Origin of the sequence: Nocardia brasiliensis NBRC 14402 (assembly GCF_000308475.2) — a bacterium.
Lineage (GTDB): Bacteria > Actinomycetota > Actinomycetes > Mycobacteriales > Mycobacteriaceae > Nocardia > Nocardia brasiliensis.
Window position 1 is genome coordinate 1 of sequence record NZ_BAFT02000099.1, and the last position, 20,870, is coordinate 20,870.

The window sequence follows — 20,870 nt, forward strand, 5'->3', positions numbered from 1 at the left end:
ACCGCCCGCGGCGACGACAGGCGGAGCGGCCCGCAGCGACGACTGACGGCCCGCAGCGACGACTGACGGCCCCGGCGACGACTGACGGAGCGGCCCGCGGCACGGCTGGCGGCTGGCGGCTGGCGGCAGGCGGCAGGCGGCAGGCGGCAGGCGGCAGGCGGCACAATAATCCGGTGACGGCGAACGGCGCGGCCCCGGGGTGGGTCTGGTACGCGGCCTACGGATCGAACATGCACCTGAGCAGGTTGCGGTGCTATCTGCGCGGCGGCACCCCGGCGGGCGGTCTGCGGGCCGTGCCGGGGTGCCGCGACGCCGCCGAGCCCGCGCGTTCGCTGCCGATGATGCTGCCCGGACTGCTGTATTTCGCCACCGAATCGCTGGTGTGGACCGGCGGGCGCGCCTTCTACGACCCGGACGGGCCGGGCGAGACCGCTGTCCGGGCCTACCTGCTCACCGCCGCCCAGTTCTCCGATATCGCCGCCCAGGAGATGTACCGGCCGCCCGGCACCGACCTGGATCTGACCACGGCGATCCGCCGCGGCCGGGATCCACTGGGTCCGGGACGATATGAAACCCTGTCATACGCAGGAACATTCGAGGGCCACCCGATCCTGACGTGCACCGCGCCGTGGCGGCACGACGCGCTCCCCGGCAACGCGCCCTCGCCGACCTACCTGCGCCACCTCGCCGCCGGCCTGATCGAGGCGCACGGGTGGTCGGTCGAAGCCGCCGCGACCTATCTCGCCACGCGTCCCGGTGCGGATCTGACATGGACGCCGCGATCACTCACCGACCTGCTCCGCAAAGAGGTTTGAAACCGCTGGCGCACAGCATGATTCAGCGCATGCCTTGCGGAGCGCGGGACGAGATGTCATCCTCGTCCCCATGATCTCCGATGGAAAGGGCGTGCTGCGCCCGGGCCGATGAGCCCCCGCGAGGCCACCTTCGTGGCCCACGCGCTGTCACTCGCCGCACTGCACGGACCCGGCCCCTGGCCGGGCGACGGGCATCCGCTACCAGACGAAAAACCCCGCGATTCGCACGGATTCGCTATGCCGAGTGTGGTCTTCGACGGTGTGGTGACGCACCATCTCGTTGCCGAAGCGCCACCGGTCGCCGAGCTGGCCGATCGAATTCTCGGCCACCTGCACGATTCGGCCCGGCTCCTGGAATTGCTCGCCGAGGAACAGGCCGTGCGGGTGGCCGACGACCTGGTGCAGGAGCTGCGTTCCCGCGACATCTCGCGCGAAAAGCTGCGCACGGCAGCACGATTGGTCACCGAACAGGCCACCCGCCGCGAGGTGGCGAAACTGGGCATCGTGCTGCTCGGCGTCAGCGGCGACGAACGCGACGCCGAACTGCTCCAGCTCCTCGGCACGCTGGAGGAGTTCGCGCTGTTCGCCGTCGTCGCCCTCATGAACACCCAGCCCGACCCGCACCGTGCGGTTTTCGCACTGGCGCAACGGCTTTCCGGCTGGGGCCGGATCCACGCGGTGGAACGCCTGGCCGGCTGCCGCGACCCCGAGGTGAAAGCCTGGCTGCTGCGCGAGGGCTTCCGCAACGACGTGATGTACGAGTACCTCGCACACCTCGCCGCCACCACCGGCGGCCTCTACGAGGCGTTGCTCGAACCGGAGGTCGACGACGACCTGCTCGACGGCGCGGCGGACATCCTGCGCGCCCTCGTGCTCGGCGGACCGGTCCAGGACATCCACGACTACGAGGATGCCGTACCGGCCATGCACCGTTTCGCCGAACTCCTCACCCACGCCGCGCCCACCATCGGTCGGCTGGATACGGCGCTCATGCTCGACGACCTGGTGCGCCGTGGCGAATTCGATTGGCCCGAAGGCGAACCCGGCCGACTCGCGGCGCGTTACTCGGCGTTGCTGGCGCAGCCGCGCTGGCGCGAACTCGTCACGGAGCTGCTGGATACCGAACAGCCGCCGGGCACCTTCCGGACCGCGCTCTCCTGTGCGGGACGGCTCGGGCTGGCGGCGCTGCCCTACGCGATCGCCCATCTGCGTACCCACCGCGACAACGTCTTCGTCTGGCAGTGGGCGATGCGCCGGGCCGGGGACGACACCATCGACGCGTTGCTCGAAGTCGCCGGGGACGTCCTGCCCCTAGCCGAGCTGGCGTCCGGACCGACCGAATCCATCGGGCTCACCGCGGAATACGAGACGGATCTGGCGTTGGAGATCATTGTCCGGGAGCTGCGCGACCGCCCCGGCAAAGGCCCGCACCTGGTCTCGACCGCCCTGTCCAACCGCGTGAGCCGCTGTCGCCGGGCCGCGCTGGTCACCTTGCGGTCTTGGCCGTCGCACGCTCGCCCGGCCGACACCGCCGGCTGGATCGCCGCGGCCGCCGCCCGCGAACCCGATGCCCGGCTCCGGCGGGACCTGCTGGATTTCCGTGCGAACTCGGCGACGCCCGGGGCCGGATAACCCGGTACGGGCACCCGGCGCGGCGGCTACGCTCTGGACGTGCTGTTTGTTCGGGTGCTCGGCCCGATCGTGGTCGAGGTGGACGGCCGGAGCGTGGACGTGGGTGGCCGGGTGCCGCGGCGATTTTTCGCGGCGCTGGCGACCACCATCGGCACACCGGTCCCCGACGACGTGCTCGCCGAGCTGGTGTGGGGTGCCGACCAGCCGCAGCAGGCCGTCGCGACGATGCGGGTGCTCGCCTCCCGGCTGCGCACGGTGCTCGGCCCCGAGCATCGAGAGTGCCTACCGCGCACGGCTTTCGGCTATCAGCTCGCGATGCGACCGGAGTGGACCGACGTCAGCCGGTTCGCCGAGTTGATCGCGAACGGCATGCGCCTGCTCGCCGCCGCGGACGCCGACGGCGCGGCGCGCTGCTTCGCCGCGGCGCTCGCGCTGTGGCGAGGCCTGCCGTGGCTCGAATTGGATGACGCGCCGATGCTTTCGGCCGAGCGCGCGCGGCTGACCGAGCTGCGCGACGGCGCGGTCGAGGAGTTGCAGGCGGCGCGCTTGGCCGGCGGGCAGACCGCCGCGGCGCTGGCCGATCTCATCGAGGCGGTCACCGCCGCTCCCTTCCGGGAGCGGCGCTGGGAGTTGCTCGCGCTGGGCCTGTATCGCAGTGGCCGTCAAGCGCAGGCGCTGGCCGAATTGCGCCGGGTCCGGGAGTTGCTGATCGAGGAACTCGGCGTCGAACCGGGACCGGCGCTGCGCGCGTTGGAGCGCCGCATGCTCGACGAGGACCCGGGGCTGCTGCTCGCGACGCCACCGCAGCCGCCCGCGGTGCAGGCCAGCGCTCCGGAGCGGCCGGTGCGCCAGGTGATCGGGCGGCCGCTGTCGTCGTTCGTCGGACGGCAGGACGAGTTGCGGCGCACCGGTGCGCTGGTCGCCGCCGGACGGCTGGTCAGCCTGGTCGGCGCGGCCGGGATCGGCAAGACGCGGCTGGCCGTAGAGTACTGCGCCACAACGGATTCGACTGCGGATCGATGGCTGGTGCGGCTCGGCGACGTGCACGATCCGGACGCCGTGGTGCTCGCCATCGCCACCGCGCTCGGTCTGGTCCACCTCGCCGGGGATCCCGCCGCGCTGGTGCGCCGGGCGTTGACCTTGCAGCCCGGCCTGCTCGTGCTGGACAACTGCGAGCACCTGATCGAGCCGATCGCCGCGCTCACCATCCAGTTGCTCGACAGCTGTGCGGAACTGCGGGTGCTGGCGACCAGCAGGCAGTCGCTCGGCATCGACGGCGAACAGGTGCTGACACTCGAACCGCTGGCGATCCGGGCGGCGGACGGCACGGACGGTCCCGCGGTGCGCCTGCTGCTCGACCGTGTCCGGGCCGCGCGCCCCGACTGGTCGCCCGGCGACGCCGATCTGGCGGCCGCCCGCGAAATCTGCACGACGGTCGACGGTCTGCCCCTCGCGATCGAGCTGGCCGCCGCCCGGGAACGGACCCTGGGGTTGCACGGCATCGCCGCCCACATCCACGATCGACTGGACGTGCTCGGCGCGACCCCGCGCGGATCGCTGTCCCGGCATACCGGTCTGGAGGCCGCGATCGGCTGGAGTGTCGATCATCTGTCCGCCGCCGATCGGGCAATGCTGTTGCGGCTGTGGCCTTTCGAGGGCGGATTCACGTGGCAGGCCGCCGAGTCCGTGCGTCCGGGCGAGACCGAGGCGGGTGTGCTCGCCACCCTCGCGGCACTGCTCGACCGCTCGGTCGTCACCGCTGATCTCGGCCCCGGCGGGCCGCGCTACCGGCTGCTGGAGACCATGCGCCGCTACTGCCGGGATCACGATCCCGATCCGGCGGCCACCCGGGCAGCGCATGCCGCATGGGTGCGCGAGTTCGTCGCCGCGCAGACCGCGGTGCTCACCGGGCACGGTGCGGGCCCGGCCTATCGCGCGCTGGCCGCGGAGTTGCCCAATATTCGAGCCGGTATCGAACACGACCTCGCGCGAGAACCGGTGGCGGCCTTGCGGACCACGGCCGCCTTGCAGTTCGCCTGGAGCTCGCTCGGTCTGCTGGTGGACGGCCGCAATCTCATCCGGAAATCGCTCGCCGCCGCCACGGACGCGACCGCGGTGGACCGGGTGCGCGGCTTGCTCGCGCTGTCGATCGTGTCCTTCCACGCGGGCGATCCCCGCGACGCGCTGGCCAACGCCGACGCGGCCGCGGCTCTGCTCGACGCGGACGGCGGCGAGCGAGAGTTGTTGCTGCACATGCTGATGTTCCGGGGACTCGCCCAGACCGCGCTCGACGACGTGGCGGCGACCAGAGCCACCATGGACCGGCTCACCGCCGAGGTGGACCGCCTGCCGACACCGGATTGGATCCGCGGGTGCGCGCAGTTCGGCGAGGGGATCGTGCTGCTGCTGGAAGGCAAGCACAGCGAGGGTATCGGGTGGTTGCGCGCCGCGCGTGAGCTGAGCGCCGAATGCGGTCACCTGTGGTGCCAGGGCATGGCCGATGTGGTGCTGGCCTGGACGGTGCTGGCCGCCGCGGACGATGCCGAGGCGGCCGCGGAGGCGATCGCCGCCATCGATCGGGCCTTGGCCGCGTTCACCGAGCAATCGAATATCGCCGACGCCCTCGGCGCCGTCCATGCCGGGGCGCACGGCTTGCGGGTGCTGGCCTCCCCGCAGGTCGCGGTGCAGCTGCGGGCCGCGGCGCTGCACCATTCGGCGCGGGTCGGCGCCGATCCGCGCCGCTATCTGCAGTTCGCCGACCCCGGGTTGCTCGAGCGCATGGATCGCTCGCTGTCCGCGGCGGAGCTGCGCCGTGCCGAGGCGGCGGGCAGGCAGTTGACGTGGGCGCAGATGATGGCGCTGATCCACACCGCAGGCACGGTGAAGCGGGATTGAAACACCTCGGCGTGACAGTGGCGGCAGCGGCCGGCACGCGGGTCGCTCCAGTCATCGCGACCAAGGGACGCAACCATGCCACCTACCAACCTCGACCTCATCGCGCAGGTGTATCAGGCCTTCGAAACCCGTGACTTCGGCGTCATCGCGCGCCTGTTCGATCCCGACATCGAGATCAACCAGGCCGCGGAACTGCCCTGGGGCGGCTGCTACCGCGGGCACGCCGGCGCGGTGCGGTTCTTCACCACGCTGCTCTCCCACATCGACAGCACCGTGCTCTCCGAACAGCTGTTCGCGGCCGGACCCGACGTCGTCCAGATCGGCCGCACCACCGGGACGACGATGCCCGGTGGTGCCCCCTTCGACGTCCCGGAGGTTCACATCTGGCGTCTGTGCAACGGCCTGGTCGTCAACTACGACGCCTACCTCGACACCCCGGCCATGCTGACAGCACTGGCGGCGCGGCGATGAAGACCTATGACCTGACCGCGGAGACGACGATCGACCGCCCCGCCGCGCTCGTATGGGAACTCGTCGCCGACTATGCCAACGACAGCGCGTGGCGCACCGGCGTGGTGACGATGAGCGCAGAGCCGCCCGGCCTCGCCGCGCCGGGCACCCGCACCGCCGAGGAACTCCGGCTCGCGGGCCTGACCTGGCGCAATCTCGGCGAGGTCGACACGGTCGAGCCGGGGGTCCGCTTGACCTGGCGGACCGTCTCCGGCGCCGACGCGGCGGGAGCACGCACGGTGCGTCCGATGACGCCCGGACGTTGCCTGGTCCGCCTCGAGCTGCGCCTCACCCCGCACGGACTCGAGCGAGCCGTCGGCCCGCTGCTCGCGTATATGCTGCGGCGCAACCTGATTCGTGATCTCGCGGCGCTCCGTGCGTTGGCCGAATCGCGACACGGGTGACCACGCCCGCTCCGGTCCGGTATCGGTTGGGGCGCGGAAATGCGCAGGTGTTCCGGTGCGGCGACGGCGGGGTTAGCCTGGGGGCGGTCGGGTCACGTCTAGGAGCATGATGGCCGTGCCGAGCGGGACAGGCCGGCGACGAGCGGTCGCCGATCGGGATTGGCCCTCGGCGCTGATCGCGCGGGCGCAGCGGCGGGGCGGGATCATGCGGGTCCGGGTGCCGATGCCGGGACGCGCCTGGCTGGTCGCCGACGGGGCGCTCATCGATCGGGTATTGCGTACCGGCGCGGTCGAATTCGACAAGGGCGGGCCGATCTACCGGATCATCCGCAAGGCCACCGGGGACGAGGGTTTGTTCGCGGTGGACGATCCGCGAGTCTGGCGGGAATTGCGGGAACAGACGAATCCCGGTCGCCGATCTCCCCCGATTGCCTTTGCTCACCACGTTTTTCGGCGAGGTGCTGGCTCAACGTCCGTCGTTCCCGCTCATCTTCCGCCACGTCGCCGTCGGCACCACACTGGGCGGCAGGCAGCTGCGCCCCGGCGACCAGCTGTTCCTCGCCCTCGGCCCCGGCGGCCACCCCTTCGGCGTCGGCAAAAGGAAATGCGTCGGCGAGCCGCTGGCCCGGCTCACCGGCATCCTCGCCCTCGCCGTCCTCGTCCAGCGCTTCCCGCACTGGCGCCGTGCCCACCCGCACAGCAGCCGGGTCCGCTACGCCACCACCGGCCCGCCCCGGGACAGCGCAATCCACTTCTCCGAGTGAACTCCGCACGCCCACTTGTCGTTACGACGTATCTCGGAGTACGCGTGGGCCGCTAGTGGGTCGGCTCCTGGACGACCTCGATGTCGAGTGCCAGTTGGACGGTGGTGCCGACGGCGGCGATGCCGGCCCGTACGACGGCGTTGTAGTCGATCGCGAAATCGTTGCGGTGCAAGAGGGTTTCGGCGTGGAAGGCGGCGCGGACACCGCCCCACGGGTCGGGGCCGAAACCACCGTAGGTGAGGTCGAGATCCACCGAGCGGCGCTGGCCGTGCAGGGACAGTTCACCGGACATGACCCAGGTGTCGGGACCGGTGCGGCGCAGTGCCCCACTGGTGAAGGTGATCGTCGGATACGTTGCGGTGTCGAGGAATTCGGCCGAACGCAGGTGATCGTCGCGCTGCGTGATACCGGTGTCGATGGACGCGGCCTCGATCTCGGCGTGGCCGGTGGTCTGCTCGAACGGTTCCGCGACGACGAGCCGGCCGCGCACCCCGGCGAAACGCGCCTTGATACTGGCGATGCCGAGGTGGCGGGCGGTGGCGATCACGGTGGAGTGCACCGGATCGATCGTCCACACCCCGGGCGGCGGCACCGCGACGTTGCCCACGGTCGGTTGCAGCGCGACATCACCGAGCCGCCCCGCACCCGCGGCGGAGATCTGCGCGGTGCGCGCGACGGGCTGGTAGCCGACGGCGGTCAGCACCGCGGTCAGCGTGCCCGGGGGCAGCGGCTCGGTCGCCACCGCCCCGGTCGCGTCGGCCACCGCGCGCGCGACCTGCCGCCCGCTCAGATCCGTCACGGTCAGGACGGCATCCGGCACCGGCCAGCCCTCACTGGTGCGGATCCGCGCGGTCAAACCGATCCCGGCGGTCATCGCTGTTCCGGCGAATCATCGAGCTGGTAGCCGAGTTTCACGTCGTGGTTGACCTCGCCGCCCGCGACGGTGACCTGGCTGGTGACCGGCGGATAGCCGCGCGCGACGATGGTGTAGCGGCCCTCCGGCAGATCGGTGACGACGTAGCGGCCGTTCTCGTCGGTCCGCGCCGTCGCGGTCAGATCGCCGGTCGCGTCCAGCACGCTGATCTGCGCGTCCGGCACCACCCGGCCGTCCTCGGCCCACGCCGCCCCGGCCAGCACCGCCATCGGCGCCAATTCGATGTCGTGGCGCAGCAATCCGGTGTCGGGCACGGTGAGCGTGGTGGCGCTCGGCCGCATGTGCTCGGCGACCGCGACCAATGTGTAGGTGCCCGCGACGATCCCGTGGCAGACGTAAGAGCCGTCGGCTACGGTCACCGCCGCACCGACCACCTCGCCGCCGAGGTCGGTCAGCGTGATGGTGGCGCCGGGCAGCGGTGTCCCGCGACCGGCCGAACGCACCACGCCGGACAGTTCGCCGGAACCGAGCAGCGTGAGGTCTATTTCCTGCGGCTGCTGGCCGATCGACACGGTGACGGCCGCCGGTTGATGCCCGGGCGCCGAGACGATCAGCACGAAGCTGCCGCCTTCCGGCGCCCCGATCACGTAGTGGCCGTTGGCGTCTCCGCCCGCCCGCGACACCTGATGCCCGCGCTGATCGATCAGCGTCAAGGCCGCGCCGGGCACCGGGTGCCCGTCTTCCCGGCGGACGTATCCGGCGATCGACCGTTCCCCATGCGCCGCATAGCCGTCTGCGGCGTCGAGCACGGTGGTCGCCGAACCCGCTGCCGCCGTGGCGAACTGGTACGCACCGTTGCCGTTGTGTTCCGGTGAGGCAGGTCGGCCCACCGCACCGGCGAGCACCGGTTCGGGCTCGGACAGCGCCTGTGCGGCGCCTTCCCACACCTGATCCTCGTCCCAGCTCGACTCCGCGACCCGCGGGGTCGCCTTGGGCGCGGCGGGCACCGGATCGTCCTGCAGCGGAATCTCTTTCATGAACATCAGGACGAAGCAGGCGAGCAGCGCCACACCGGCGGCGACCAGGAACACCCCGTGCATGGCGTCGGTGAAGCCGGTCAGGATCGGCACCCGCAGCTCGTCGGGCAGTGCCGCGATACCGCTGGTGTTGCTCTGCATGGCGCTGAGCTGGTCGGGGCCGAACCCGGGCGGCAGCTGACCGCCGAACGCGTCGATGATCCGGTGCGGCAACAGGTTGAACAGGATGGTGAGGAACACCGCGACGCCGAGGGTGCCGCCCATCTGCCGGAAGAATGTCGCCGAGGCGGTGGACACGCCCATGTCCGATCGCGGTCCGGCGTTCTGCGCCGCGATGATCAGCGTCTGCATACAGCCGCCGAGACCGAGCCCGATCACCCCGCCGTACACCAGCGGCTGCCACAGCGGGCTGTCGAAGTGCACCTGCCCGTACAGCGCCGAACCCACCGCGATGATGAAACAGCCTGCGACGGGCAGGATCTTGTAGCGCCCGGTGCGCTTGGTGATCCGGCCGGCGAGCTGCGAGCCGACCGTGATGCCGAGCACCAGCGGCAGCATGAGCAGGCCCGCTTTGGTCGGCGAGAAGCCGCGCACCACCTGGAAGTACTGCGGCACCATGGTGATCGCGCCGAACATGGCGATGCCGACGATGAAACCGCCCGCGATGGTCACGCTGAAGGTCGAACTCCGGAACAGCCGCAGCGGAATCAACGCCGCGTCCTTCATCAGCAGTTCGACGAGCAGGAACAGCAGCAGCCCGACGGCGCCGATGCCGTAGCAGAGCAACGCTTTCTGCGAGTCCCAGCCCCACTGCCTGCCCTGCTCGGCGACGATCAGCAGCGGCACCACACAGATCGCCAGGGCGATCGCGCCGAACCAGTCGATCCGGTGGTCCTGGCGTTGATGCGGCACGTTCAGCACCTTCGCCACCACCGCGAGCGCGAGCACGCCGACCGGCACGTTCACCAGGAACACCCAGCGCCAGCCATCGATGCCGGCGAGCGTCTCGTAGTCGGAGAAGAAGCCGCCCAGTACCGGCCCGAGCACGGTGGCGGTACCGAACACCATCATGAAGTAGCCCTGGTAGCGCACCCGCTCCCGGGTCGGCACGATATCGCCGATGATGGTGAACGCCAACGACATCAGGCCGCCCGCACCGAGTCCCTGAAATGCGCGGAAGCCGGCCAGCTGATACATCGAGGTGGCGAAGGTGCACGCGATCGAGCCGATGATGAACAGGCCGATCGCGAAGAGATAGAACGGCTTGCGGCCGTAGATATCGGCCAGCTTGCCGTACAGCGGTGTGGTGATCGTCGCGGTGATCAGGTATGCGGTTGTGGCCCATGCCTGTTCGTCGAAGCCGTGCAGATCGTTGGCGATCTTCACGATCGCGACGCTCACGATGTTCTGGTCGAGCGCGGACAGGAACATGCCGAGCATCAGCCCGGACAGGATGGTCAGGATCTGCCGGTGCGACAGTGTGGTCGCCGCGCCGGCTTCCAGGCCCGGCGGCGCTGCCTGGGTGGTGGAATTCGTCATTTGCGCCCTAATTCTGGTCGGCTGTCTCTCGTGGGGTCGACTCGATACCTTCGTTGAGCCGGGCGAGCAGATCGGTCAGGGTGGTCCGGTCCCCGGCAGGCCAATCGGCCAAAATGCCTGCCAGCCAAAGGTTGCGCTGCTGACGGTTCGCCTCGAACACCCGCACCCCCTCGTCGGTGGCCGCGAGCACACAGGCGCGGCCGTCGATCGGGTCGGCCCGGCGCTCGACCAGGCCATGTGCCACAAGCGATCTGCTCTGTCTACTGATGGTGGAGATCTCTGCGTGCAACAGTTCGGCGAGCTTACCGGTGCGCTGCGGCCCCTCGTGCACGAGGCAGAACAGCACCGAGTACGCCAGGCGCTCGATCCCGTCCGGACCGGGTTGGGCCATCCGCGCTTTGGCACGGGTGATCGCTCGCATGAACCGAACCAGTTCGACCCCGACCTGATCGGCGATCTCGAGTTCGGCCGCGGTGACACGGTGGTGTCCGTCGGCAGCGGGCATGGGCTTCACCTTTGATCCCAGCAGACTTACTTGACTGTTGCAACTAGTTGCTATTGCAAACTATACAGCTGGCCGGCAACCGATTTTCCGCTGGGGGGACACCCCGTGCTGGCCGTAGTGCAAAGGCATGCGCGCCGGGACGGTAACGTTGACGCGTTGCGCGGTACAGGGCCGAAAGGCGTGCCGCCGACGCTGGGCTACTCCGCGTTCGTCGTTCGCGACAAACCGTGCAGTAAACGCGGATTTGGAAGGAGACCGGTGTCGATGCTCTCGGGGCAGAGCGGGCAGATAGGCCTTCTCGGCAGTAGCGACGGCAAGGACCGCGATGCAGCTCCTGTTTCACAGCGCCTCCCACACCGTGGTGTCTGGAACTGGCCGGAACTCTCGGTGTTGCTGATCGAGGACGACCAGGCCGACGCACTGCTGGTCGAAGAGCTGATCGCGGACGGGGCACCGGGACTTCCGGTGCGCTGGGTGCGCTCGGCCGCCGAGGCGCGCACGCAACTGGCCGCCGAACTCCCCGACTGCGTGCTGCTCGATCTGCACCTGCCGGACGCGCAGGGTCTCGAAGCGCTTGCCGCGGTACGCGAGTACACCGATCAGGTCGCCGTGATCGTGCTCACCGGACTCGACCAGGAGCAGATCGGCCTGGCCGCGGTCGCCGCCGGGGCGCAGGACTATCTGGTCAAGGGCCGGGTCGAGCCCGAATTGTTCAGCCGGGCAGTGCGTTACGCGATCCAGCGTAAGCAAGCCGAACGCCAGGCGGCCGCGCTGCGCACCAGTCAGATGCGGGCACAGGAGAATTCGCGTCTCGAACGCGGACTGCTGCCGACTCCGCTGCTGCGCGGCGACCGCGTGGTCGACGTCGTGGCGCGTTATCGGCCGGGCCGGGCCAACGCGCTGCTCGGCGGCGATTTCTACGACGTGGTGCAGCAGAGCGACGGCACCGTGCACGCCCTGATCGGCGACGTCGCGGGCCACGGTCCCGACGAGGCGGCGACCGGGGTGGCGTTGCGGCTGGCCTGGCGCACGCTGGTGCTCAGCGACGTCTCCGGGGTCCGGCAGCTGCAACTGCTGGAGGAGCTGCTGCTGGCCGAGCGCACCGGCAACCACACCTTCGCGACCCTGACCAGCCTGATCCTGCGCCCGTCCGACCGCAGGGTGCTGATCACCCGGGCCGGACATCCCGGGATGCTGCTGCGCGCCGACACCCGCGTCGACTGGGTCGAGGTGCCCGGCGGCCCCGCGCTCGGCTTCTTTCCGGGACGCGCCGATTGGCGCACCCACGAACTCACCCTCCCGCTCGGCTGTGGTCTGATGCTGTTCACCGACGGCCTGTTCGAGGGTTACAACGGCGCGGGTTCGGATCGCCTCGGCGAGGAGGGCCTGCTCGAATTGGCGCGCACGGTGACCGCCCCGGAACCCGACGTGTTCGTCGACGAGTTGATCGGCCGCGCCGAGGCACTGGCGGAGGCGCACGGCGGCCTCGAAGACGACGTGGCGGTCATGTATCTGCAATGGAATCACCGAGACACGAACCAGGACAATCGATGACGACAACCGCTCGATCACTGGCCGGGCGACTGACGGTGCAGGGTTGGTTCCTCGTGGTGCTGGCGCTGATGGTGCTGCTGGTCCTCGTCGGCACCGGAGTCGGCGCCGCCCAGCTCTCGAAGACCAACCACTACTCCGATCGCCTGGTCGATCGGCTACAGCCCGCCGCTGCGGAGACCTATCGGCTGCAAGGGGCGCTGCTGAACCAGGAGACCGGCATCCGCGGCTATGCCATCGGCGCCGATCCGCAGTTCCTCACACCGTATTTCGACGGCAAACAAGAGGAGGCGAAGGCCGCGGCCCGGATCCGCGAACTGCTCGCCGATCGCCCGCAACTGCTGGCCGACCTGGATGCCGTGGAGCAGGCCGCCGACGAATGGCGCTCCGACTACGCCGAGCCGTTGATCACCGGCGTCGCGGCACGAGGATCCACCGCGGTCGGCGAGGTTCCGGTGCAGCGCGGCAAGGAGGCGTTCGACGATCTGCGCCAGCGCTTCGCCACCCAGTCCGCCGCCCTCGTCGCCGAAATCGACCGCAACGACGACGAATTGGCGGCGGCCCGGCAGGTGCGCGACACGGTGCTCGGCGGCATGGTGGCCGCCTTCCTGGTGGCTGCGGTGGTGCTGACCGTCCTGGTGCGCCGGCTCGTGGCCAAGCCGCTGGACGAACTGGAGGCCGCCTCGCAGCGGGTCGCCGACGGCGATTTCGATCATCACATCAGCGCGCACGGCCCGGCCGACCTGACCACCGTCGCGGCGGCGGTGGAGGCCATGCGCCGGCGCGTCGTCGCCGAACTGGCGTCCTCGCGCGACCAGGAGGCCGAACTCGAACGGCAAGCGGCCGAACTCGACGCGCAGACCGCCGAACTGCGCCGCTCGAACGCGGAGCTGGAGCAGTTCGCCTACGTCGCGTCGCATGATCTGCAGGAACCGCTGCGCAAGGTCGCCGCGTTCTGTCAGCTGCTGGAGAAGCGCTACGGCGACCAACTCGACGAGCGCGCAGGACAATACATCGCCTACGCAGTGGACGGCGCCAAGCGGATGCAGGTGCTGATCAACGATCTGCTCACCTTCTCCCGGGTAGGCCGGGTGATCGACAGCAATGTGCAGATCGATCTCGATCAGACGATGGACAAGGCGCTGGCCAATCTGTCGGCCGCCGCCGAGGACACCGGCCTGAAGCTGGAGCGCCCCGCCGAACTGCCCAAGATCACCGGCGACCCGACGCTGCTGACCATGCTGTGGCAGAACCTGATCGGCAACGCGATCAAGTTCCGCGACGCCGAGCGCGCACCCCTGGTGCGGATCGACTGCGAGCCGGACGAGGACGCCGGCGGATGGCGATTCTCGGTGTCCGACAACGGAATCGGCATCGCGCCCGAGTTCGCGGAGAAGGTCTTCGTGATCTTCCAGCGGTTGCACAGCCGGGAGGAGTACACCGGCACCGGGATCGGGCTCGCCCTGTGCAAGAAGATCGTCGAACACCACGGCGGCAAGATCTGGCTCGACACCGAATACACCGGTGGCACCCGCTTCGTCTTCACCCTCAGCGCCCCCACGACACCCACCCCGCAAGGAGATCCGTCTTGACCGACCCAGGCCAGCCCATCGACATCCTGCTCATCGAGGATGATCCCGGCGACGAATTGATGACCAGGGAGGCGTTCGAGGACAACAAGATCGGCAACACCCTGCACGTCGCCCACGACGGGCAAGAAGCGCTCGACTTCCTCTACCGGCAGGGCGAGCACGCGGACGCGCCGCTGCCGGACCTGATCCTGCTCGACCTGAATCTGCCCAAATACGATGGCCGCCAAGTGCTGGAGCGGATCAAGGCGGACCCGGATCTCGCGCACATCCCGGTGGTGGTGCTGACCACCTCCGCGGCCGAGGAAGACATTCTGCGCAGCTACAAGCTGCACGCCAACGCCTACGTGACCAAGCCGGTCGATCTCGACCAGTTCGTCGCCGCGATCAAACACATCGACGATTTCTTCGTCCAGGTGGTCCGGCTGCCCCGGCAGTCTTGAAGCGGAACTCGAGGTCGCGCCGACCGTGCGGTCGGCGCGACTCGAGCAATATCAGTGTTTCCGGTCGCGTGCCCTCGGCTAGGCGGCCAAGGCGTCGTCGACGGTGTTGAACACGCTGAGCAGCTTGTCCAGGCCGGTGACCTCGATCGGGCGGCGCACCGGCGGCGAGGCCACCACCCGCAGCTTGCCCTGCGGCACCGATTCCGCCGCCACCAGCAGCACGCTCAGCCCGGCGGAGCCGAAGAACTCCACCTGGGACAGATCGATCACGAGCGCCGCAGGCTGTTCCCGCAGCGCCTCGTCCACCACAGCCTGGAACCGCGGGGCCGAGGCCATATCGATCTCGCCGGTGATGGAGAGCACTCTGGTCGAATCCACCGACCGCGCTACCGCTTCCAGTTCCCTGGCTTTACCGTCCGCACTCATCGGGCACCTGCGCGCATGCGCGAACCGCCGAGCACTGTTTCCACCCGGCTCGAATCCCGAGCTCGCTACACCAAACCGGTTGCCTGGCATCGCCACTTCGCTACCTCCGACGCGTCGACCCTCCGCCCGCCGAGCACGGTGCGGAGATGATCCATCGGGTAAAACTACCGTAGGACGGACCCGATCGCCGCGCCCGGCTCGAATGCGGCCGGGCGGCCGGGGCAATCGATCAGCGCACGCGGGCGGGACGGCGGTCCTCGGCGAAGTCGATCTCCAACGTCACGGGGATGATCTCCACCTCGAGCGCCTCGCGCAGCCGCGTGACGGCGTGCCCGAGAATTCGGCGACGCAGTTCGGCGATGTCGGCGCTGGGCTCCGCGGTCACCACCAGATGCAGCTCAGGCGCGGTGCGGTCACCGGAGAGCCAGGCCGAGGCTGAGCGCACGCCCTCATAGCTCTCGACATCGGTGGCCACCGGTGCGGCCGCGACGGAGGATTCGAGCACCGTGGTGCCGGGCCATTCGGTGCCGCCGGTGCGCCAGGTGACCGACTTGGGCATCCGGAAGACCTGGGCCAGCAACCAGCGCAGGCACAGCAATCCGATCAGCACGGCGGCCGCGACGGCGGCCCACAGCACCCAGGTCGGCGGGGCATCGGTACCGGGCACCAGGGTGTCGTCCGAGCGAACCCAGCGCAGCCGGCCGAAATGCGCGGCCACGGCGAGCCCGCCCGCCGCCAGCAACAGCACCCCGACCAGTCCGAGCACGCTGCGATTCAGCGTGGCGGGACGATTGGTCCGGCTCATCGGGCCTCTCCTGTCTTCGGTCCCCGCACCTTGGCCCGCACCCGGCGCACCGGTTGCGGCCCGATCTCCTGCACCCGGCGGGTGAGCGTGGCACAGATCGCCGCGGGCAGCGCGTCGGTGCCGGTCCGGTCGGTCCGCGCGGACACCTGTACGCCCTTGCGCCGCAACCGGATCCGGGCCGAGTCGACGCCGTCCACGGCGCCCGCGGCGCTGCGCAGCGCGGTGCGCAGGCCGGCGCGGGTCACTCCCGCGCTGAGTCCGTCCTCGTCGGCGAGCGGCAGGACCGCGGGCCGTCCCGGCCACAACGCCAGGCCGAGCAGCACGAAGCCGAGCACCGCCGCCGCGACCCCGGCGACGAGCACCGGCAGTTCGTTCCAGGTCAGGCCGTGCAGGTCGGTCGCGACAGTGTCGTAGGAAACGAATTCCCTTGCGCCGACCAGACGTTGGATCAGCGAGACCGCCACGGCCGCGCACCCGGCGATCAGCACCACCGCGACCACGATGGCCGGTCCCACCCGGCGAGGCCTGCGAATCACCGAACCCTCCTTCCCGCACCGGTTTCGGTGGTCAGCTCGGCCACCTCGATATCGATCGCGGAGACCGCGAGCCCGGTCAACTCGCGGGTCCGGCGGGCCAGATGGCCACGACAGGCCTCGGTCACCTTGCCCACCGGCGACGGATAGGCGATCGGCAGCCGCACGTCGAGCGCGGTCCGATCCGCGAACACTTCCGCTTCCACCCGCACGTCCTGCCCTACCCCGGCCACCTCACGGGCGGCCTGCGCGACGATCCGGCGCACCGCGCGGGGCGCGACGGTGGTGCGGCCGGGCAACTCCGCTTCCGCCGCACCGACCGCGAGGGTCATCGCCTGCCCTTGCGCTGTGCCGACTGCAACAGCCCCGGCAGATCGAGTTCACCGTCGAGCCAGCGGCCGACCAGCAGACCGAGCACGGCGAACAGCAGGACGATGGTGAACGCGCCGAAACCGCCGAAGGCGCCCGCGAAACCGAGCGCCAGACCGACCGCGAGGCAGATCGCTGTGGCATTCATCTACTGCACCCGGCTGCTCGGTGCGGGTTCCTCGTCGTCGCCCGGGATGAACACATCGTTGACGTTGATGTTCACCTCGACCACGATCAGGCCGGTCATCTGCTCGATCGCGGTGATCACGTTGCGCCGCACCGCCCGCGCCAATTCGGCGATGGCGACCCCGTATTCGACGACGAGTTCGAGATCGACGGCCGCCTGCGTCTCGCCGACCTCCACCGAGACGCCCTGGCCGATACTGGCCGACGCGCCGGGGATCCGGTCGCGGATCGCGCCGAACGCGCGGGCGGCGCCACCGCCGAGATCGTGTACGCCGCGCACCTCGCGCGCGGCCAGGCCCGCGACCTTCTGCACCACGATATCGGCGATGGTGGTGGTGCCCTGGTCGCTGGCGAGCTTGCTGTCCTTGTCGGCCGCGGTGACGGTCCGGCTCGGCTGGTTCTTGGTGTCCGCGGCCGTCTTGTTCTCGGTGTTCTTGTCGGTGCTCGTCGTCGCGGTCATGCCAATTCCTCCTGATTTCCCTTGGGGTACAGCGGATTCGCTTGCTATGGATGGACACTTGGACGGTCCGATCGTCACGGGTGCGCTGCTGTGAGCTAGGTAACTCTCCCTTCCCCGCCGAACGCCGCGGCCTCGAGATCGGTGACCACCAGCCGCAATCGGGCCTGCGACCACGGCGTCCCGGCCAGCGCCGCGCGCACGGCCTCGCTCGCCTTGTCCAGCAGCGGCGTCAGCGGCAGTTCGGCCGCGGTGACCCGGATCTCGACCCGGGTCTGGGTCAGATCCACCGCGAATCCCCTTGCGTCCCATGGCCACCAGGCGGGCGGCTCGGTGCCGAGGGTGGTCGCGGGGCGGATGCCGTCGATGGTGTCCAGCGCGGCGAGGATGGCCGCGATGACGTCGCCGGAAGAATTCACTGCCGCTCCGGTTCGATATCGAGAATGGACACCGACACCTCGTCGACCGCCTGACCGGTCTGCTCGAACACCACCCGCGAAACCTCCTGTTGCACTGCCTGACCGATCACCGCCGCGGCGCGTTCGGCCGAAATCACCAGATCCACTTGCACACTCAGCGCACCCGACGCGCTCCGGCGCACCCGCACGCCCTCCGTCGGGGCGGGGTCGGCACTGGTGAGCCGCTGTTTGCTCACCCGCAGCAGCGACGAGACCAGGCCGCGCACACCGGGTTCCAGCCGGATCACGCCCGGTGTCGCACGGGCCGCGTGCGCGGCCACGGCGGCGATGACCGGCGTCTCGATCACCACCTCGGACACTACGTCGGTCATCGCGGCGCGTCCCCTGTGTCCTCGTAGATATCGGCGACCACCAGGTCCAGCGTCGCCAGCTCGAGACCGACCTGCGCGGCCAGCGCCGCGCGCACCCGCTCGCGCACCACCGGCAGCGCGGCGCCGACGGTGGTGTGGCCGAAGCGGATCGCGACCGCGAGTTCGACCGCCAGCTGGTTCGCCCCGTCCGTGCCCGAGCCGACCCGGCGCACCCGGCAGTGCCTGGCCCGCACGCCCGGCACCGAGTCGGCGGCGTAGCGCAGCACGGCAGCCACGGCTTGTTCGCTCACCTCCACCACACCGGGCATGGGTGTCGGCAGGCTCAGCGTCCGGCCGCGCCGGGCCTCGGCGCGCACCGCGGACATGATGCGCCCGGTGAGATCGGGCGGCGCCGGATCCGGCTCGTCGATCAGCTCCTTGGTCGCCGCGCGCAGGGCCAGCAGACTGTCCCTGGCCGACGCGCAGTGCGGGCAGGTGTTGTCGTGTTCGTCGCCGAGCCCGGCCTCGACCGTGTCCAGCCGGTCCCAGACCTGTTCGATCTCGCGCCCGCAGGGCAGCAGGTAGTCCTGTTCGGTCGTGCCGTTCACCGCCATGGTTTCATCACCTCGGACAAATGGGCTCGCGCCCTGGCTATCCGGCCACGCACCGCCGTCGTGTTCACCTCGACGATGTCGCCTATCTCCTCGTAGGAAAGCCCGTGTACCTCGCGCAGCAGCCAGCAGGCGCGTTGTTCGGGCGTGAGCAGTTGCAGCGCCGCGTTCAACGCCGCCAATTGCGTGCTCACCTGCACCGCGTGCTCGGGTTGGGTGTCCGAACGCGGCGATTCGGTCGTCTCCGGATCCACCTCGACCGTCGGCCTGCGGGCCCGGATCACGTTCAGACAGCGGTTGGTCGTCATGCGATAGAGCCAGCCGACGAACGCGGCGTCCTCGTTGAGCTGCGGAAGGCGGCGCCAAGCACCCAGAAACACCTCCTGCACCACATCTTCGGCGTCGGCCCGGTCGGCGAGCATCTTGACCGCGAGCCGAAACATCTGCGCCTGATAACGCACCACGAGCTGCTCATAGGACCGCATATCGCCGTCGCGCGCCCGGCTCACCAGGGTCGCATCGTCCGGCGTGGTCTCGGCAACCGTTTCGGTCGTGGTCACAGCACCTCCTCCACCGCTTGCCCGTAAAGACACCGCGGATCGGAAACCGTCACGGCCCAGTATGACGTGATCGTTGTCTCAGTGGTTGCTGCGTGCGCTTTCCCCCGCGCGCCGTGTCTCTAGGACATGCGCATCCGACCGGGAGGCGCGCGAACGCAGCAGGAGGTTTCGATGTCTCTGAGCGACAAGATCGGCAACAAGGTCGACGAATTCGGCGGCAAGGCCAAGGCGGCCGCGGGCAACGCGACCGGCGACGAAGACCTGGCTGCCGAGGGTAAGGCGGATCAGGTCGGGGCCGCTGTCAAGGGCGCGGTGGAAAACGTCAAGGACGCCATCGGCGACGCGGTGGACAAGACCAAGAGCGCACTGGGCAAGTAGCCCGCGCCGCGGTGTGCGGCCGGTTTGCCCGGCCGCACACCGTCTCCGGCTCGAACAGAGGTAAGACAGTGACCGAACAACGACCGGCCCGGATCGCGGGTATCGAACAGGGCACCGCGGTGCTCGCCGCGGCGACCTCACTCGCGCTGACCATCGCGGTCGCGGCGCTGACGCATTCGCTCGGCGCGACGGTCGCGGCCGGCGCCAGCATCGTGGGCGGGCTGGTGCTCGTGCTGAGCATCCTGCCGCACAAAGCCTGACCGGCCGCGCGCGTCCGCACTAGGTGCGCGGCTTCTGCAACGCCTCCTCGACCGCCGCGAGCGCGTCGACCGGCGTGCGGTTCTGGCCCTTCTCGTTCTTGCCGAGCTGCTCCCAGCCCAGGCCGTCCGGCCCACGCAGCTGGGTCCAGATGTCGCGCGTCTTGTCCAGCAGCTCGCGCTGCTCGAACTCGTTCAATGCGGACATGAATTCCTCCTCTATTCCGACGCCGCAGGCCGCGGCGAAATCCTGGGGCGACATGCCGTAGGCGATGTTCATGTCGCAGTCGCCGAACGGCGGGCAGCCCTCGGGCAGGCCGCCGCCGTAGCCCTGGCCGTCGGTGTATTGATGCGCGATCTGACCGGGCAGGTTCGGATTGCGGCCGTAACCCGCGCCGACCATGCGCAGGCCGGCGGGCCGGTGCGACCACATGCCGAAGAAATCACCGCTGTTCGCGTAGCCGATGACCCGGCGGGTGTCGCCGAGCCAGTCGGCGACGCTCCAATAGGTCGCGTTGAGCGCGTCGGAATGATCCCCGCCGGGATTGCCCCCGGATTCGACGTCGATCATGGTGATCATCCGCGGGTGCGGACCGCCCACCCGGGCCACCATGTCCCGGTGGACCTGCACCGTCTCGTCCCAGTTCGGGCGCCAGTAGAAGTACACGACGAAACACGCCAATCGGCCGGAATCGACCGCGCGACAAGCCCAGTCGTAGTTCGCGGCGAAGTTGGGATCGCGAAAAGTACCGTCGTTGGAGCGGAAGCTCAGGATGCCGAACGGGTAGGAATCGTCCACCGGCGCCTGAAAATATGACACATCCGCGAAGAGGCTGTCGACCATTTGTTCTCCCTCGATTTCGTCTGCCGAAATTTCCCCCGAGTAGTGGTCGCCTCCGCCGAACACCCCTCGCGACGTCGTGAGACGCCGATGAAACGTGGGTGAAGGGCCTGCGCCGGA

The 20,870-nt window shown here is 69.7% G+C and carries 25 protein-coding genes; 11 read left to right on the forward strand and 14 right to left on the reverse strand.

Annotation, left to right across the window (positions count from 1 at the left end):
- Positions 1-173: 173 nt before the first annotated feature.
- From TY25_RS33515 to TY25_RS33540, 6 genes are all read left to right on the forward strand, one after another.
- Positions 174-815: a histone deacetylase gene (locus TY25_RS33515; protein ID WP_172595782.1), complete on the forward strand. Its 642-nt coding sequence runs from the start codon at positions 174-176 to the stop codon at positions 813-815.
- Between the two features lie 237 nt (positions 816-1,052).
- Complete coding sequence (locus TY25_RS33520) at positions 1,053-2,447, forward strand: hypothetical protein (protein ID WP_042263281.1); 1,395 nt, start codon at positions 1,053-1,055, stop codon at positions 2,445-2,447.
- A gap of 39 nt (positions 2,448-2,486) precedes the next feature.
- Positions 2,487-5,342, forward strand: coding sequence for an AfsR/SARP family transcriptional regulator (locus tag TY25_RS40960; protein ID WP_146154016.1), 2,856 nt, complete (start codon positions 2,487-2,489; stop codon positions 5,340-5,342).
- Positions 5,343-5,417: 75 nt separating this feature from the next.
- Positions 5,418-5,813, forward strand: coding sequence for a nuclear transport factor 2 family protein (locus TY25_RS33530; RefSeq protein WP_042263140.1), 396 nt, complete (start codon positions 5,418-5,420; stop codon positions 5,811-5,813).
- Positions 5,810-6,256, forward strand: a complete 447-nt coding sequence (locus TY25_RS33535; protein WP_042263143.1) for an SRPBCC family protein — start codon at positions 5,810-5,812, stop codon at positions 6,254-6,256. Before TY25_RS33530 ends, TY25_RS33535 begins: the two co-directional genes overlap by 4 nt.
- 428 nt (positions 6,257-6,684) lie before the next feature.
- A complete protein-coding gene (locus TY25_RS33540) occupies positions 6,685-7,020 on the forward strand; it encodes a cytochrome P450 (protein WP_162184247.1) in 336 nt (111 codons plus the stop codon).
- A 52-nt stretch (positions 7,021-7,072) separates the two neighbouring features.
- On the opposite strand, the gene TY25_RS33545 is transcribed toward TY25_RS33540, so the two are convergent.
- From TY25_RS33545 to TY25_RS33555, 3 genes are read right to left on the reverse strand one after another with little or no spacing between them, the layout of a single operon-like run.
- Positions 7,073-7,894, reverse strand: a complete 822-nt coding sequence (locus TY25_RS33545) for a YceI family protein (protein ID WP_042263149.1) — start codon at positions 7,892-7,894, stop codon at positions 7,073-7,075.
- Entirely contained in the window at positions 7,891-10,470 is a 2,580-nt protein-coding gene (locus tag TY25_RS33550; protein ID WP_042263151.1) for an MFS transporter, read from the reverse strand. Before TY25_RS33550 ends, TY25_RS33545 begins: the two co-directional genes overlap by 4 nt.
- A 7-nt stretch (positions 10,471-10,477) precedes the next feature.
- Positions 10,478-10,975: a MarR family winged helix-turn-helix transcriptional regulator gene (locus TY25_RS33555; RefSeq protein ID WP_042263153.1), complete on the reverse strand. Its 498-nt coding sequence runs from the start codon at positions 10,973-10,975 to the stop codon at positions 10,478-10,480.
- 264 nt (positions 10,976-11,239) lie between these two features.
- Here TY25_RS33555 and TY25_RS33560 point away from each other — a divergent pair, with 264 nt between their 5' ends.
- From TY25_RS33560 to TY25_RS33570, 3 genes are read left to right on the forward strand one after another with little or no spacing between them, the layout of a single operon-like run.
- A complete protein-coding gene (locus TY25_RS33560; RefSeq protein ID WP_370466239.1) occupies positions 11,240-12,529 on the forward strand; it encodes a PP2C family protein-serine/threonine phosphatase in 1,290 nt (429 codons plus the stop codon).
- Positions 12,526-14,118: a sensor histidine kinase gene (locus TY25_RS33565; protein WP_042263158.1), complete on the forward strand. Its 1,593-nt coding sequence runs from the start codon at positions 12,526-12,528 to the stop codon at positions 14,116-14,118. The genes TY25_RS33560 and TY25_RS33565 overlap by 4 nt, the downstream gene beginning before the upstream one ends.
- Positions 14,115-14,558 (forward strand): response regulator, encoded by a 444-nt coding sequence (locus TY25_RS33570; protein WP_029896163.1) that lies wholly within the window; start codon positions 14,115-14,117, stop codon positions 14,556-14,558. The genes TY25_RS33565 and TY25_RS33570 overlap by 4 nt, the downstream gene beginning before the upstream one ends.
- Positions 14,559-14,636: 78 nt before the next feature.
- On the opposite strand, the gene TY25_RS33575 is transcribed toward TY25_RS33570, so the two are convergent.
- The 10 genes from TY25_RS33575 to TY25_RS33620 form a co-directional block, all read right to left on the reverse strand.
- Complete coding sequence (locus TY25_RS33575; RefSeq protein WP_014983602.1) at positions 14,637-14,984, reverse strand: STAS domain-containing protein; 348 nt, start codon at positions 14,982-14,984, stop codon at positions 14,637-14,639.
- A gap of 229 nt (positions 14,985-15,213) precedes the next feature.
- Positions 15,214-15,789 carry a hypothetical protein gene (locus TY25_RS33580; protein WP_042263162.1) on the reverse strand — a complete coding sequence of 192 codons (576 nt, stop codon included), beginning with the start codon at positions 15,787-15,789 and terminating at the stop codon, positions 15,214-15,216.
- On the reverse strand, positions 15,786-16,325 hold the full coding sequence (locus tag TY25_RS33585) for a DUF6286 domain-containing protein (protein ID WP_042263163.1): 540 nt from the start codon (positions 16,323-16,325) through the stop codon (positions 15,786-15,788). Before TY25_RS33585 ends, TY25_RS33580 begins: the two co-directional genes overlap by 4 nt.
- Complete coding sequence (locus TY25_RS33590; RefSeq protein WP_042263166.1) at positions 16,322-16,654, reverse strand: Asp23/Gls24 family envelope stress response protein; 333 nt, start codon at positions 16,652-16,654, stop codon at positions 16,322-16,324. The genes TY25_RS33585 and TY25_RS33590 overlap by 4 nt, the downstream gene beginning before the upstream one ends.
- Positions 16,651-16,839 (reverse strand): hypothetical protein, encoded by a 189-nt coding sequence (locus tag TY25_RS33595; RefSeq protein ID WP_029896174.1) that lies wholly within the window; start codon positions 16,837-16,839, stop codon positions 16,651-16,653. Before TY25_RS33595 ends, TY25_RS33590 begins: the two co-directional genes overlap by 4 nt.
- Positions 16,840-17,337, reverse strand: a complete 498-nt coding sequence (locus TY25_RS33600) for an Asp23/Gls24 family envelope stress response protein (protein ID WP_042263168.1) — start codon at positions 17,335-17,337, stop codon at positions 16,840-16,842.
- 95 nt (positions 17,338-17,432) lie between these two features.
- Entirely contained in the window at positions 17,433-17,753 is a 321-nt protein-coding gene (locus tag TY25_RS33605) for a hypothetical protein (protein ID WP_042263170.1), read from the reverse strand.
- On the reverse strand, positions 17,750-18,124 hold the full coding sequence (locus TY25_RS33610) for an Asp23/Gls24 family envelope stress response protein (RefSeq protein WP_042263172.1): 375 nt from the start codon (positions 18,122-18,124) through the stop codon (positions 17,750-17,752). The genes TY25_RS33605 and TY25_RS33610 overlap by 4 nt, the downstream gene beginning before the upstream one ends.
- A complete protein-coding gene (locus TY25_RS33615; protein WP_042263174.1) occupies positions 18,121-18,717 on the reverse strand; it encodes an Asp23/Gls24 family envelope stress response protein in 597 nt (198 codons plus the stop codon). The genes TY25_RS33610 and TY25_RS33615 overlap by 4 nt, the downstream gene beginning before the upstream one ends.
- Positions 18,708-19,274 carry an RNA polymerase sigma factor gene (locus TY25_RS33620; RefSeq protein WP_042263175.1) on the reverse strand — a complete coding sequence of 189 codons (567 nt, stop codon included), beginning with the start codon at positions 19,272-19,274 and terminating at the stop codon, positions 18,708-18,710. The genes TY25_RS33615 and TY25_RS33620 overlap by 10 nt, the downstream gene beginning before the upstream one ends.
- 171 nt (positions 19,275-19,445) lie before the next feature.
- Between TY25_RS33620 and TY25_RS33625 the strand changes: the two genes are divergently transcribed.
- Both TY25_RS33625 and TY25_RS33630 read left to right on the forward strand, forming a co-directional pair.
- The gene (locus TY25_RS33625) at positions 19,446-19,652 is read left to right on the forward strand and encodes a CsbD family protein (RefSeq protein WP_042263178.1); all 207 of its coding nucleotides are present in this window, start codon (positions 19,446-19,448) and stop codon (positions 19,650-19,652) included.
- Positions 19,653-19,720: 68 nt separating this feature from the next.
- Positions 19,721-19,912, forward strand: a complete 192-nt coding sequence (locus TY25_RS33630) for a hypothetical protein (RefSeq protein ID WP_029896188.1) — start codon at positions 19,721-19,723, stop codon at positions 19,910-19,912.
- 19 nt (positions 19,913-19,931) lie between these two features.
- Here the strand turns inward: TY25_RS33630 and TY25_RS33635 are convergent, their stop codons facing one another.
- Positions 19,932-20,753 carry a glycoside hydrolase family 25 domain-containing protein gene (locus TY25_RS33635; RefSeq protein ID WP_042263287.1) on the reverse strand — a complete coding sequence of 274 codons (822 nt, stop codon included), beginning with the start codon at positions 20,751-20,753 and terminating at the stop codon, positions 19,932-19,934.
- Positions 20,754-20,870: the final 117 nt, after the last annotated feature.

What these genes read in the sequence shown, in the direction of transcription:
- TY25_RS33520 (WP_042263281.1), top strand. Translation starts at nt 1,053, where the DNA reads ATGCCGAGTGTGGTCTTCGACGGTGTGGTGACGCACCATCTCGTTGCC.
- TY25_RS33530 (WP_042263140.1), top strand. Translation starts at nt 5,418, where the DNA reads ATGCCACCTACCAACCTCGACCTCATCGCGCAGGTGTATCAGGCCTTC.
- TY25_RS33535 (WP_042263143.1), top strand. Translation starts at nt 5,810, where the DNA reads ATGAAGACCTATGACCTGACCGCGGAGACGACGATCGACCGCCCCGCC.
- TY25_RS33545 (WP_042263149.1), bottom strand. Translation starts at nt 7,894, where the DNA reads ATGACCGCCGGGATCGGTTTGACCGCGCGGATCCGCACCAGTGAGGGC.
- TY25_RS33550 (WP_042263151.1), bottom strand. Translation starts at nt 10,470, where the DNA reads ATGACGAATTCCACCACCCAGGCAGCGCCGCCGGGCCTGGAAGCCGGC.
- TY25_RS33555 (WP_042263153.1), bottom strand. Translation starts at nt 10,975, where the DNA reads ATGCCCGCTGCCGACGGACACCACCGTGTCACCGCGGCCGAACTCGAG.
- TY25_RS33560 (WP_370466239.1), top strand. Translation starts at nt 11,240, where the DNA reads ATGCTCTCGGGGCAGAGCGGGCAGATAGGCCTTCTCGGCAGTAGCGAC.
- TY25_RS33565 (WP_042263158.1), top strand. Translation starts at nt 12,526, where the DNA reads ATGACGACAACCGCTCGATCACTGGCCGGGCGACTGACGGTGCAGGGT.
- TY25_RS33575 (WP_014983602.1), bottom strand. Translation starts at nt 14,984, where the DNA reads ATGAGTGCGGACGGTAAAGCCAGGGAACTGGAAGCGGTAGCGCGGTCG.
- TY25_RS33580 (WP_042263162.1), bottom strand. Translation starts at nt 15,789, where the DNA reads ATGAGCCGGACCAATCGTCCCGCCACGCTGAATCGCAGCGTGCTCGGA.
- TY25_RS33590 (WP_042263166.1), bottom strand. Translation starts at nt 16,654, where the DNA reads ATGACCCTCGCGGTCGGTGCGGCGGAAGCGGAGTTGCCCGGCCGCACC.
- TY25_RS33595 (WP_029896174.1), bottom strand. Translation starts at nt 16,839, where the DNA reads ATGAATGCCACAGCGATCTGCCTCGCGGTCGGTCTGGCGCTCGGTTTC.
- TY25_RS33600 (WP_042263168.1), bottom strand. Translation starts at nt 17,337, where the DNA reads ATGACCGCGACGACGAGCACCGACAAGAACACCGAGAACAAGACGGCC.
- TY25_RS33610 (WP_042263172.1), bottom strand. Translation starts at nt 18,124, where the DNA reads ATGACCGACGTAGTGTCCGAGGTGGTGATCGAGACGCCGGTCATCGCC.
- TY25_RS33615 (WP_042263174.1), bottom strand. Translation starts at nt 18,717, where the DNA reads ATGGCGGTGAACGGCACGACCGAACAGGACTACCTGCTGCCCTGCGGG.
- TY25_RS33625 (WP_042263178.1), top strand. Translation starts at nt 19,446, where the DNA reads ATGTCTCTGAGCGACAAGATCGGCAACAAGGTCGACGAATTCGGCGGC.
- TY25_RS33635 (WP_042263287.1), bottom strand. Translation starts at nt 20,753, where the DNA reads ATGGTCGACAGCCTCTTCGCGGATGTGTCATATTTTCAGGCGCCGGTG.